This is a genomic window from Psychrobacter sp. TAE2020, from assembly GCF_018919485.1.
Lineage (GTDB): Bacteria > Pseudomonadota > Gammaproteobacteria > Pseudomonadales > Moraxellaceae > Psychrobacter.
The window spans coordinates 1,310,852-1,323,583 of the sequence record NZ_JAHLMU010000001.1 but is presented as its reverse complement, the minus strand read 5'-3'; the positions used below and the strand labels follow the sequence as shown (position 1 = coordinate 1,323,583).

At 39.8% G+C, this 12,732-nt stretch carries 9 protein-coding genes, 2 tRNA genes and 1 rRNA gene; 7 read left to right on the top strand and 5 right to left on the bottom strand.

Annotated features, from left to right (window positions below; genetic code table 11):
- Positions 1-3: 3 nt before the first annotated feature.
- Positions 4-118 (top strand): 5S ribosomal RNA (gene rrf, locus KPY62_RS05245).
- Positions 119-195: 77 nt separating this feature from the next.
- On the opposite strand, the gene KPY62_RS05240 is transcribed toward rrf, so the two are convergent.
- A complete protein-coding gene (locus tag KPY62_RS05240; RefSeq protein WP_216581120.1) occupies positions 196-1,935 on the bottom strand; it encodes a hypothetical protein in 1,740 nt (579 codons plus the stop codon).
- Between the two features lie 1,120 nt (positions 1,936-3,055).
- Here KPY62_RS05240 and KPY62_RS05235 point away from each other — a divergent pair.
- The 4 genes from KPY62_RS05235 (at position 3,056) to KPY62_RS05220 (ending at position 5,074) form a co-directional block, all read left to right on the top strand.
- On the top strand, positions 3,056-3,394 hold the full coding sequence (locus KPY62_RS05235) for a hypothetical protein (protein ID WP_216581119.1): 339 nt from the start codon (positions 3,056-3,058) through the stop codon (positions 3,392-3,394).
- 89 nt (positions 3,395-3,483) lie between these two features.
- Positions 3,484-3,897 (top strand): OsmC family protein, encoded by a 414-nt coding sequence (locus KPY62_RS05230; RefSeq protein WP_216581118.1) that lies wholly within the window; start codon positions 3,484-3,486, stop codon positions 3,895-3,897.
- Position 3,898: 1 nt separating this feature from the next.
- A complete protein-coding gene (locus tag KPY62_RS05225; protein WP_216581117.1) occupies positions 3,899-4,363 on the top strand; it encodes a flavodoxin family protein in 465 nt (154 codons plus the stop codon).
- 60 nt (positions 4,364-4,423) lie between these two features.
- Positions 4,424-5,074 (top strand): DUF938 domain-containing protein, encoded by a 651-nt coding sequence (locus KPY62_RS05220; protein ID WP_216581116.1) that lies wholly within the window; start codon positions 4,424-4,426, stop codon positions 5,072-5,074.
- A 157-nt stretch (positions 5,075-5,231) separates the two neighbouring features.
- Here the strand turns inward: KPY62_RS05220 and KPY62_RS05215 are convergent, their stop codons facing one another.
- On the bottom strand, positions 5,232-6,023 hold the full coding sequence (locus KPY62_RS05215) for a dienelactone hydrolase family protein (protein ID WP_216581115.1): 792 nt from the start codon (positions 6,021-6,023) through the stop codon (positions 5,232-5,234).
- Positions 6,024-6,315: 292 nt separating this feature from the next.
- Between KPY62_RS05215 and KPY62_RS05210 the strand changes: the two genes are divergently transcribed.
- Together KPY62_RS05210 and KPY62_RS05205 are read left to right on the top strand one after the other, a co-directional pair.
- Entirely contained in the window at positions 6,316-8,403 is a 2,088-nt protein-coding gene (locus KPY62_RS05210; protein ID WP_216581114.1) for a catalase, read from the top strand.
- Positions 8,404-8,977: 574 nt separating this feature from the next.
- The gene (locus tag KPY62_RS05205) at positions 8,978-9,745 is read left to right on the top strand and encodes an MBL fold metallo-hydrolase (RefSeq protein ID WP_216581113.1); all 768 of its coding nucleotides are present in this window, start codon (positions 8,978-8,980) and stop codon (positions 9,743-9,745) included.
- A 103-nt stretch (positions 9,746-9,848) separates the two neighbouring features.
- Here the strand turns inward: KPY62_RS05205 and KPY62_RS05200 are convergent.
- The 3 genes from KPY62_RS05200 to KPY62_RS05190 form a co-directional block, all read right to left on the bottom strand.
- Positions 9,849-9,924: transfer RNA gene (locus KPY62_RS05200), tRNA-Lys, on the bottom strand.
- Between the two features lie 202 nt (positions 9,925-10,126).
- Positions 10,127-10,202: transfer RNA gene (locus KPY62_RS05195), tRNA-Lys, on the bottom strand.
- Between the two features lie 392 nt (positions 10,203-10,594).
- The gene (locus KPY62_RS05190) at positions 10,595-12,559 is read right to left on the bottom strand and encodes a MacB family efflux pump subunit (protein WP_216583152.1); all 1,965 of its coding nucleotides are present in this window, start codon (positions 12,557-12,559) and stop codon (positions 10,595-10,597) included.
- Positions 12,560-12,732 lie beyond the last annotated feature (173 nt).

The following is a 12,732-nucleotide window of genomic DNA, read 5'->3' as shown; positions in this document are numbered from 1 at the left end:
TTTGCTGACGACAATAGCATGATGGCCCCACCTGATCCCTTCTCGAACTCAGAAGTGAAACATCATTGCGCCAATGGTAGTGTGGCTCCGGCCATGTGAGAGTAGGTCATCGTCAGCTCTCTATTCTGACTAGCCCCCTGTACTAATGTACAGGGGGCTTTTCTTTTGTCTTTTTAGATATTTTAACTGACTATATTAGAAGTTAGTACTCCATTGTTGACCAGATTTAAATATGTCTTCGTAAAGCGCTTCTCTTATTAGTTTAATGCTAAACTTACTTCTATCTTCATTTAAGCGGAGTATTCGTGGTAGGGTACTAATTCCTAGTTTGCCATCTGCTAAAGCATAATGCCTATAATTTTCATTTATTATTTCATTGCACTCAAATTCTGTATAGACCATGCTGCTCTTCTCTGTTTTGGCTAGACGAACTATGGATATAAAAAGGTCTTCGTGTATAGATAGTTTCATTTGATCAATTTCTGCTAATGAATACTCAGGAGCCTTACCTAGTTTTATTTTTTGCCAAAAGCTGCCGTTTTCTTGCAGATAATAGTGTTTATCGATTTCATTTTTAAACAATTGTAGTTTTTCCATAGAGACTTCCGTTTCATCCAACTGTTGCTTAACAGTCAGCAAAGATTTGCCCATAACTTGACAATCATCATCTAAGCGTAGCTGCCCGTCATAAAATAAATCACGTGATTTATTTAGTAATCTTCTTAGAGTAATGAGTTTTACTAGCATTATTTCGCTGCTAGCAGAGTACATAGATAAAGGCTGTAGTCTAAAATCCTGAATATTCTCACTCATCTGTTTCATCAGTCGGTCTAAATGATAGAATAAATAGTCTTGGTCATTTAAATCATTAGAGGTTTTTTGAATGATGTTGGGCAGCTTTTGTAGTATTAAAATTGACAGTTGTCTTTCATACTCGATCATTCGATCTTTTATTATTAACTCAGGATCACTGCCGTCTGGTTGTAGTGGTTTTTTAAGTAGGGGTCGAAGATAGTTTTGATACAATTGCTGAATTTGCTGCATAAACTTTAGAAGATTATCTGAAACCCCTCTATCAAGCGTATAAAGTCTGCTCATACAGTAAGAAGCATGTGCTAGATAATCTGAATTATGCATACTGTCTTTTTTTAGAACAATATGAGTTAAGTAAATATAATTATTGCTACTACCACTACGATCTTCATACAGAAAGCGTCGAAAGGAGTAGGGGTTGTTTTCCATCTTATTAGCAGTGCCAATCAGATACCAATAGTGCTGTCCTTCGACAATCAAAAACTTTCTTTCTGTGCCTTGTTGCTTGATAAAAGGTGGCAAGTAACTAGTTTCTTGAAAACTTAGATCAGAAGAATCCCAATTACGAAAATCTCGACCCTGAATTTGCTGTTTAATAAAAACTTCTTTGAAATACGATTTGACTAAATCAACGTCAATATTACGTATGCCAGCATCTATATCTAAACTAATATTATCGATCCATAATGCTAAATCGTATAAAAAGGCTACTCGTATCTTTTGACGGTTCTTTTGATCTTGCAGCAAGTCGTTGACTTCTAAATTATCTAAGTAACCTAATATGGCCTCAATTTTATCTGCCAGTTCTATAGCATTATATTGGGTAACTTGTGGATCAATTATTTTTGCCATATGCAGGGCTATAGACACTAGGTTTTTATTTTTAGTCTGCACATTTTTTATGGTTAATGCTAAGGTGTTAGGTCGATTAAATATTGGCTTCCTATCCGCTTCTATGTAGATACCTCGTGGTTTTAAGATATTCTTATAAACGCTAATTTGACCTTCTTTATTTAGCTTAGGAAGAATATCCCTAATGACTTCTAACCAATCTGAGCTAAGCGTTGGGTCTATAGACTTTAGTTTATATAGTTGATACTCAGAAAGATCATGAATATTCATTAGTTATAGCCTTTTAAATATTTTCGTCATGTGTTTCATGGTGTGAAGATTTGATTATAATATATGGTTATAAGAATATAAACCCTTATCAGTCAACTTTTATCTGTTTATTTTACAAATCGGATTTATTTTAGATTTTGATCATTGCAGTTAATAATCTAGTATTTAGGTATCACCTTTACCCTTGATTTAGTTAGGTTATAGTTGGTCGATTTAAACCTAAAGTTTAAGTTAAAGATAATAAAAACAGACTTATATCTAATCCTTTTACTGATGACAATATCATGTTATCCTTTCTAGAACTTAGAAGTGAAACATCGTTGCGCTAATAGTGATATGGGTTTGCCCCTGTGAGAGTAAGTTGTTGTCAGCTGTCTTTTCTAGATAAACCCCCAACGTAAATTCGTTGGGGGTTTTCTTCCGTTCGTGGGGTTGCTTCCAGTACTATTTACTGCAGCCTTTAATAGCAATACTCTTGCTATATTCATGCAATATACTTATGCTTATGATAAAAGCGAGTTGCTTTTTATTAGCTTATAAATGCAGAAGTTTTTTGACTGAAGGAGAGCTAGTGAATATTGTAGGAATGGTGAGTTCTTAGAATCCGTTCTATATCCAAGCTGAATTTTGGATTTCTACAATATTGAGTGTGATAGGTGTACTTTTCTCTATAATGGCACATCGTGAAGCTAGAGCCGCAAAAAAGCCGCATTGGGAGCTGGGAAAACAGTCAAAATTCAAACAATAACCATTGAATTAACCGAAATAGCGCAGCGACTAGATAAACTTGACTTTGAATTAATTTTTTCTGAATTAAGAGATCTATTGAATGAAATTTCACGTCGTCTTAGCAGACTTATTGCACCCTTCCAAGACAATAAAGACCTAGCTAATTCGTGCCAAAATTTGAAAACTGCACTTAATTGATAATAATTAGTTGTTAGCTGATAATTTAGTGAAGTGTTATATTTTAAAGGAAGTGTATGGTTAAGTCTTTTATAGTAAACGACATCAATGAGCTCGAACAACTTGAGCAGAAATTGTACGAGTCAATGGATGAGGCTTTATTACAAATTAGCTCTGAGATTAATTCAAACTCTTCAAAATGCTCTTTTCAAAAATGAAGTTTGGCGGTATAGGTTTTAATCTTTTAGATTCTAAGCGTGAACTGAATATAGTCGAACAAATTAATCAATCTTTTACGTATTTGTCATCATTTTATGAACTGGAAATTCTATTTACTGAATACCCCAAATTAGCTCCATTCAGACTTAATCTTGGAACTGCTTCAGGTTCAGATATTGAATCAGAATGTGGTGAGTTAGCTGCTGAAGTATTTGCTGCAGTGGCTCCCACAAACAATCAGAAGCTTAAGAAAGATATAAATAAGGTATTAGAGACTAATGCCAAACTAAAATTCGTGTTCTTCATCTGCCCTAATTTCGAATTAGGGCGGTAACCTCAGTTTAAAAGAGATGATGTAATTATATGGGCATTGAAAGGTGCAAATACATTATGAATATCGAACAGAATTATAAAAGGGAAAATATGACAACCTCAAAAGTAACCTACCAAGGTCAATTGCGTACTCAAGCTATTCACCTGCAATCAAATAACGAAATCATTACTGATGCACCGACAGATAATCATGGCAAAGGTGAAGCGTTTTCGCCAACAGATCTTTTAGCGACTAGTTTAGCCAGCTGTATGCTGACTATTATCGGTATCAAAGCTGCTGATATGGGCATTGATGTCACTGGCACTACTGCTGAAGTGACTAAAGTAATGGCTGCTGATCCAAGGCGAGTTAGTGAAATACACATAGTGATGACTTTTCTACAAGAGCTAGATGAAAAGACATTAACCATATTTTATCGAACTGCTCTAACTTGTCCAATGGCTAACAGCCTACATCCTGATATTACCCAAAACTTAGTTTTTAGCAGTGGTAATAAATCTTAGTATGTCCGTCAAAACGCTACTTATCGTTGCTCACGCGCCATCAGAGAATACTCAGAAGCTAGCGCAAGCCGCTTATAAAGGCGCTAATCATCCGGATATTGATATCAAAGTGGTGCTAAAGTCACCACAAGATACGCAGCCGGAAGATGTGTTAGCCGCTGATGCCTTGTTATTGGGGACTACTGAGAACTTAGCTTATATGGCAGGACTGACCAAAGACTTTTTTGATCGTTGCTACTATCCGGTGTTAGAGAAAAAGCAAGGCATGCCTTTTGCCTTGTATATCCGTGCTGGTCATGATGGCACAGGGACCAAACGTGCTATGCAGACTATCATTACTGGTCTACGCTGGAACTATGTACAGGAGCCGTTGATCCTACAAGGAGAATGGCAAGAAGGCTTCGCTGAGCAAGTCGAAGAGTTAGCCATGACTTTGGCGGCTGGACTAGAAGCCGGTATTTACTAGACCTATTTTATAAGCTTTATTTTTGAGAGTAATTATTAGGGTCAGTTATCAGAGGTTGTTATGAACGCAGATAAATCAGCGCAATCTAGTGTAGAGATAACAGCCAATCTGCCATTATCACGAGCTTGTGAGAATAATAAACAGCCTATTTTAGAGGTTCTGCAAAAAGAGCTGCAAGATACCCAGCAAGTATTAGAGATAGGGTCAGGGACTGGTCAACATAGCGTCTATTTTGCGCCAAATCTAGCTCATCTACAGTGGCAAACCAGCGATGTTAGAGCTAACCATTGGGCTATTAACGCTTGGCACGCCGCTCATCCTGCCTCTAATTTACAGGGGCCCTTAGCTTTTGATTTGGCCAGTGATGCTTTTCCTAATAGTCCTATTGATACTATAGCTTACGATGCAGTATTCACTGCTAATACCTTACACATTATTAGCTGGGCACTAGTTGAGCAGTTGTTCAGATTAGTAGGCGAGTCATTAGCTACCGATGGCAAGCTTATCGTTTATGGTCCCTATAATGAAGCTGGTTATTACACTAGTGTTGGCAATCAGCATTTCGACGCTATGCTACGACAAGGCAATGCTGATAGCGGTATTCGTGATAAAGAAAAGGTTGTAGCTCTAGCGATTATGCACGGTTTAAAACTGCAAACTAGCTATCAGATGCCTGCTAATAATCAATTATTAGTGTTTCAAAAACAATAACATTCTCAGTTATCAGATTCAGTTATCAACGCTTTAAGATAAAAAAATATCTCAATCGACCCTGATAAGATCTAAATTGAGATATCTGGTGATTCGAGCTTATTTATAATGCTTTAACGTTAAGGTTTTAAAATCGTAAGGCTGCTAATTATCGCCCTTATTTATACTCTTCTGCCAAAAAGTCCAGATAGCGTTTCCAAGAGCGCTGATCGGCACGCGCATCATAACTAGCCGTATCAAAAACTGTATAAGCATGTTTAGCGCCGCTATATGTCACCATCTCATGCGGTACTTTGGCGGCTTCTAAAGTCTTGCCCAGCATAGTAAAGCTCTCAAGAGATACTGCTTCATCCGCTGTACCATGAAAAACTAAAATCTCTCCAGTAGTATTATCATAGTTCTGACCTGCTGGAATATCAAAGGCACCATGGAAAGGGACAAAAGCCTTTTGGGGGAATCCCGAACGCGCCAACTCTAAGGCAACAGTACCACCGAAACAGTAGCCCATGGTCACCCCTTGCTGCACGTTATTACCTTGTTGTTGCCCTACGTTTAGTGCTCCGGTAAGTAAGCGGCGCATTTTATTACGGTCTTTATATAAATCCGAGGTGAGTCGTATCTTGTCTTGCATTTGAGTCGGACGAATGCCAGCGCCAAACATATCAGCTGCTAATACATTGTAGCCTTGACTGGCGAGCATATCTGCCCGTTTACGCTCATAGTCGGTAACCCCATCCCAATCATGTATCAGTAGAATAAAAGGCGCATTAGGTTTATCTGCTTTGGCGTAATAGCCTTGATAAGGCATATTATCTACCGTATAGCTAATGTCTTTAGTAGTAATAGCACTGGCTGTTTGGCTAACCATTAATCCCATTGCCGCTAAACAAGAGCATAGCAGCAAAGAGCGGTAAGGGGTGATCGGGACATTGACTGAAGTGAATAACATAAGTAGCCTCATCGTTTAAGTGAATAAGTTTTAACTAAAAGTCGTATCGATTGAGAGCAAATATTATAAATACTGCTGATGGGCTAGCATGATTTATAGTAAACAATAACTACCCTAACAGCAGCTATTATTAATCATAACATGACCTAGAAAAACTAAGAAAGGAGTTTGGGTAGAGTGCAAAAGTTAACTAAAAATCAACAAGGATAGCCATGATTGAATCAATGTTTTTAGGTACTATTGTCTAGTAATATTTTTAGTGTTCACTTTCGATAACTAGCTAGGATGGATTATGAAAAGTAATATTGATCATACCGACCCCGCCAAAGATATGAATCCAACACGTGGTAATGGGGGTGAAACCCATCAGCGTGCTGGTGACGATACTAAGGCTTTGACCACCCAACAAGGTGTAGTTATATCTGATAATCAAAACTCTCTTAAAGTAGGAAGTCGGGGACCGACTTTATTAGAAGATTTTGTGTTGCGTGAAAAGATTAATCATTTTGATCATGAGCGTATTCCTGAGCGTGTGGTTCATGCACGTGGTAGTGCTGCCCACGGTTATTTTGAATTAACTGAATCGCTAGAAGAATATACTACTGCTAAGATATTGACTGAGACTGGTAAGCAAACCCCTTTGTTTACACGTTTCTCTACTGTGGCTGGTAACAAAGGCTCAAAAGACACTCCACGTGATGTCCGTGGTTTTGCGGTAAAAGTCTATACCGAAGAGGGTAACTGGGATATCGTTGGTAATAACATGCCAATCTTCTTTATCCAAGATGCGATGAAGTTTCCAGATTTAGTTCATGCGGTAAAACCTGAACCTGATCGTGGCTTTCCGCAAGCGGCCTCTGCCCACGATACTTTTTGGGACTTTGTGTCACTAAGTCCTGAAACTATGCACAACGTGATTTGGCTCATGAGTGATCGTGGTTTACCCCGTAGCTTGAGAATGATGGAAGGCTTTGGTATTCATAGTTATCGTTTGATTAATAAGGATGGCAAAAGTACCTTTGTTCGTTTTCATTGGAAACCAGTACTAGGCGTACAGTCAACGACTTGGGATGAAGCCGTAAAAATATCTGGAGCCGATCCTGATTATCATCGTCGTGACTTGTTTGAAGCGATTGATGGTGGCGATTATCCAGAGTGGGAATTCGGCGTTCAGCTGTTCTCAGAAGAGCAAGCTAACGAGTTTCCATTTGATCATTTAGACGCGACTAAGCTGATTCCAGAAGAAATGGTACCCGTTAAAATCGTCGGTAAAATGGTATTGAATCGCAATGTAGATAACTTCTTTGCTGAAACTGAGCAAGTGGCGTACTGCTTATCACACGTACCACCTGGTATCGACTTCAGTAATGATCCACTGCTGCAAGGGCGTTTGTTCAGCTATCTAGATACTCAGTTATCTCGTCTTGGCTCACCAAACTTTGCGCAGATTCCAATCAATGCGCCAAAATGTCCGTTTGCTAATAATCAGCAAGATGGTCATATGCAGATGCAGGTTCCTAAGACTCGAGTTCTTTATGAACCGCAAAGCTTAGACCCTACTAGACCGCGTGAAAGTGTGAAAAAAGGCTTTGAGTCGTTCCATGAAAAAATGGACGATGGGGTTAAAGGTCGTGTACGCGCTGAGAGCTTTGCTGATCATTATAGTCAGCCTCGCATGTTCTATCGTAGTCAGACCGCTATAGAACAAGCCCACATCGCTTCTGCTTATGCGTTTGAGCTAGGTAAAGTAGATACGGCTCATGTTCGGGTACGTACTTTGAGTCACTTGCTCAATATCGATGAAGATTTAGCCAAGCGTGTGGCGACAGCGCTAGGGATGAAATTACCTGAAGCCGCTGAGCCAGCAGCAGCTATAGTTGATATGGCTACTTCTGAGCCACTACAAACTATCGGCCGTACGCCTAAGAGCTTAAAAGGACGTTTAGTCGGTATCTTAGTTGCTGATGGCTCCAAGCATAGCGAAATTCAAAAGTTTGAAAATGCGGCCAAAGAGCAGGGCGCTAGCGTGAAGATCGTCGCTCCGAATAAAGAAGTGCTATTAGATGATGGTACTCGTATCCAAGCTGATGAGCGTCTAGCTGGTGGTCCATCGGTGCTATTTGATGCCGTCGTTAGTATCATCATGCCAGAGCAAGCTAAAAAGCTGGCTAAAGACAGCTCAGCATTAGATTGGTTTACCGATGCCTATGTGCATTGTAAAGCTATCGCTTATTGCGGGGCGACTGACGAATTCATCTTAAGTAAATTACCGATTGAAAAAGATGCTTTTGTTACGCCATTATCTGATCTAGAGGGCTTTATCGAAAACGCTAAATCGCGTTTATGGGAGCGTGAGCCAAAAGTTCGTGACTTGGCTTAATGGTTATCGATTATTAATAGCAATTGTTAATTGCTATTAATTTACTTTGGTTTTAGACCCTAGAAACCCAGCCTAAGTGCTGGGTTTTTGCTGTTAAGCGTATAGATATATAGCAACACAGATAAAAGTATAGATTAATTAAAAAAATATAAACACAAGCGTTCACTGAGAATAATCTATTTTGACTGTAGCAAGGCTATACTTAGAGCATGTTAAATTCTTATTAGCAGAGAAGACTGTTGGCAATTATTCAAAGCTGTATTGCAAACCAGATTGAAATTATAAATAGTGTAGAGACTTGTTTATTAGGCTCAGCGACTAGATTTTCTACCTTCTACTCCTTAAGCTCAGCAGTAAAACTTCCTAGCAGTGACCAACAACAGGACTGCTTTTTTGTACTACGGCGCTAAAACTAGGCCATTAGCCACACTATACTACAGAGCTTTTTTGCTGCCATTTTAAAATTATTAGACTAAAAATAGTCTCTGCTAAAAAGATATTAATGCTGTGATCAATGGTTTAACACCCCCTAATTTTAATAAAATAATGACAGATATTACGTCAGGAAATATTTATGACTTTAAGTAATATTATTCGTATAGACGGGTATATCCAAAGTAGTTATTTGGCCATATACCCAGATAAGCTGCTATTACTTGATGGTTGCTGTCGTGCTGATGTGCCGATAGTATTACGCTACATCAAAAACACTCTACAGCGTCCTATAAGTGATCTAAAAGTAGTTATGGTTACTCACATGCATCCAGATCATGCTGGGGGTGCTCACAAGTTGCGAGAGGCGACAGGCTGCCTAGTAGTATCCGCTGATAAACCAAAACAATGGTATGCGGGTATCGGTGGTCAAATGATGCACTTAGTAGATATTGGCTTAGCTCATTATGTGGCCAATCGGCAAAATCGTCCTTTTAAAAAACTATGGTACTCCGCTCATTTGCAAGCTGATATAAAAGTTAGTGATGGGGACCGCATTCCTAGGTTTGAAGATTGGCAAGTGTTAGAAACACCCGGACATACTGATCGAGATTTGTCGTTGTTTCATCTGCCCACCCGACAAGTATATACCGCTGATCTAATCATTAAGCTTCGTCATAAGTTCGTCGCCCCATTTCCTATTTATGATCCCAAAGCTTATATTAACTCCCTGCAAAAAATAAAAAATCTTAATCCTACTAAGGTAATGATGGCACATGGGCGTGAGCTGGCTATCGATGCCGCTACTTTTGATATGCTTATCGTACAAGCCCCTAAAGAGCCGCGTACAGTAAAAGATACTATCAAGCATAAGCTAAGAGGCAAAAAGAGTAATTTTAGCGAGTATTAATTATCCCATTGAGCGCTGATAGGAGATAGCAACTACTAGCACAGAAATTATAGGCATAAAAAAAGCCCAATCATTATAAATAATGACTGGGCTTTTTGGAATATGGTGGACCGACCGCGACTCGAACGCGGGACCAATTGATTAAAAGTCAACTGCTCTACCAACTGAGCTATCGGTCCTGAGAAGCGTATAAAAATTGCACTGCAATTTTAGCTTCGCAAGATAAATTTCCTTAAAGGGAAATTTATTAAAAAATTGTACTCAAATAATAATGTCTCTTTGAATACAAAAATAATTTTCTTAAAAGAAAACTACTTAAAACTAAACTTATTAAGTTAATACCGAGTAGGGTAAAATACTTCACAAGCATACTACTGAAAATGGTGGACCGACCGCGACTCGAACGCGGGACCAATTGATTAAAAGTCAACTGCTCTACCAACTGAGCTATCGGTCCTGAAGAGCGTATAAAAAAAGCACTGCTTTTTTAGCTCTGCAAGTAATATTTCCTTAAAGGGAAATATTTGGTTCTTATTGCGTATAAAAATTGCACTGCAATTTTAGCTTCGCAAGAGAAAGTCTCTTAAAGAGAATTTTCTAAAAACATTGCATGCAAACTATTAATTCTGTTTAAGTGCAACTGAAATTCTTTCAATAGAACTTCCTATCCACGCTTAGATAATTTCTATCCCTAAACGTGAGAGCACATTATATATAGTCTTGAGATAAATACAACCCTATAGACCCAAAAAATCGTAAATTCTATGTAAAAACTGCTAATTTATTAAAATATACTTTTTGCTAGGCCAAATTATACCTATTTTGACGGGTTTAAGGGCGTATATTCACCTAATCTCTAGACAAAGCCTCTACAGGATCTAATCTAGCAGCGTTACGAGCGGGTAAGAAGCCAAAAATTACCCCGATTAAGGTAGAACAAACAAAAGCAGCGATGATAGAAGTTGGCGAATAGATAACTTTAAAGCTATCAGAGCCAAGACTATTGATGCCTTCACCAATCATAAAGGCTAAAAATACTCCAAGACTGCCCCCTAAGATACATACTAGTATCGCCTCAATCAAAAACTGCTGCATGATATCGCTTTGACGAGCACCTACTGCCATGCGCACGCCAATCTCGTTAGTACGCTCAGTCACAGAAACCAACATGATATTCATCACCCCGATACCGCCTACGATCAATGAAATGATAGCAATGGAAGAAATCAGCAAGGTCATAGTGGTGGTAGTGGCTTCAATAGTCTGACGAATAGAATCCGAGTTACGAACTCGGAAATCATCGGCACCATGACGGCCTTCAATAAGCTTAGTAATTGCGGTTTCAGCCGCGGCTGAGGAAATCTCAGTATCAATCAAAGCTACGAAGCGATCGATGTAAGCCGTGCCCTTAATACGTGACATCATAGTGGTATAAGGCATATAAATCGTCGGCGCATCGCTAGACATGCCAAAGCCACCAGCATCTTTTGCTTCTAATACCCCTATGACTCGTCCCGGTACATTGCCTATCAGCATCACTTCACCAATCGGATCTGGCGTATCAGCAAAAAAAGTATTTTTGGCATTGTCATCGATAATAATATCTTGGGTACGGCGGTTGATACTTTGCTCATCGAAACCTTGTCCTGAGGCTAAGGTCTCACCAGTCACCGCTAGATAATCTTCGCCAACCCCGCTGACACTAGCTGACTCTTGAATACTACGGTAGCGCACACTAGTATTAGTATCTAACTGTGGGCTAACACTGACTACGTAAGGTTGATCACCAACTGCTTTGGCATCTTCTGGCGTGAGACTATCGTTATTATATTGGCGACGTGGGTCGCCGTAGGGATAGCCGTCGGTCACCGTGATAGTATTAGTACCTAAAGAGCTAATATTAGATAAGATTTGCTGTTGCGAGCCTTTACCTAAGCCCACTACTGAAACTACAGAGGCAATACCGATAATGATGCCTAGCATCGTCAGGACAGTACGCATCTTATGCGCTCGCATCGCTAATAAAGACATCTTAAAGGCTTCGGTCAGGCGATCGATGAAGCTAGCCAGCGGGCCTTTTTGATTGCTAGCTAAAATATTCGGTGGGGCAGGTTTCTGTTCAGCATCAGCTTGTAAATGAGCCTCATTGTGATAATCGGCAATGATATGACCATCTTTTAGCTCAATGACTCTTTCTGCTTGCGCCGCGATACTCGGATCATGAGTTACCATGATGATGGTATGACCTTGACGATTAAGCTCTTTGAGAATCTGCATAACATCAGCGCCAGACTTGCTGTCTAGGGCGCCTGTAGGCTCATCAGCTAAAATGACATCACCGCCATTCATCAGAGCTCTAGCAATAGAAACTCGTTGCTGCTGACCACCAGAAAGCTGGTTAGGACGGTTGGCTACTTTGTCAGCGAGCCCTAAATCCCCTAACAGACTCTCAGCACGTTCAGTCCGAGCTTCACCGTCCATACCGGCATATACAGCAGGTACTGCAACGTTGTCACGTGCACTGATATCCCCTAGCAAATGATAGCGCTGAAAAATAAAGCCAAAATGCTCACGGCGTAGCTTGGCTAAATCATCAGCGTCTAAGCGCTCGACAGGTTGGCCGTAGATTAAGTAACGTCCGGCATTGGCTTTATCCAAACAGCCCAAGATATTCATCAGGGTCGACTTACCTGAGCCCGATTGGCCGATGATAGCGAGCATTTCCCCCTGATAAATAGTCAAATCGATATCATGCAATACACGAATTCTTTGCTCACCGGCAGGAAACTCTCTGATGATACCCGTCAGCTCCATAATCGGCTGACCCTTAGGAGGGTGAGTGTTAGCTGACTTGTTTAACTGATTGGAAGGTTCGGTTTTTGCCAAGCTAACAGACGAATCTGTTGCCGACGGAGCAAGAATTGGCGAAGAAGGGCTGGTCATAGCGATCTCTTATCAAAGCGTTACAGACGGCGACAGCTACTACT

Excerpts from the sequence above, each read along its gene's own strand:
- KPY62_RS05240 (WP_216581120.1), bottom strand. The coding sequence starts at position 1,935 with ATGAATATTCATGATCTTTCTGAGTATCAACTATATAAACTAAAGTCT.
- KPY62_RS05235 (WP_216581119.1), top strand. The coding sequence starts at position 3,056 with ATGAAGTTTGGCGGTATAGGTTTTAATCTTTTAGATTCTAAGCGTGAA.
- KPY62_RS05225 (WP_216581117.1), top strand. The coding sequence starts at position 3,899 with ATGTCCGTCAAAACGCTACTTATCGTTGCTCACGCGCCATCAGAGAAT.
- KPY62_RS05230 (WP_216581118.1), top strand. The coding sequence starts at position 3,484 with ATGACAACCTCAAAAGTAACCTACCAAGGTCAATTGCGTACTCAAGCT.
- KPY62_RS05215 (WP_216581115.1), bottom strand. The coding sequence starts at position 6,023 with ATGTTATTCACTTCAGTCAATGTCCCGATCACCCCTTACCGCTCTTTG.
- KPY62_RS05220 (WP_216581116.1), top strand. The coding sequence starts at position 4,424 with ATGAACGCAGATAAATCAGCGCAATCTAGTGTAGAGATAACAGCCAAT.
- KPY62_RS05205 (WP_216581113.1), top strand. The coding sequence starts at position 8,978 with ATGACTTTAAGTAATATTATTCGTATAGACGGGTATATCCAAAGTAGT.
- KPY62_RS05190 (WP_216583152.1), bottom strand. The coding sequence starts at position 12,559 with ATGGAGCTGACGGGTATCATCAGAGAGTTTCCTGCCGGTGAGCAAAGA.
- KPY62_RS05210 (WP_216581114.1), top strand. The coding sequence starts at position 6,316 with ATGAAAAGTAATATTGATCATACCGACCCCGCCAAAGATATGAATCCA.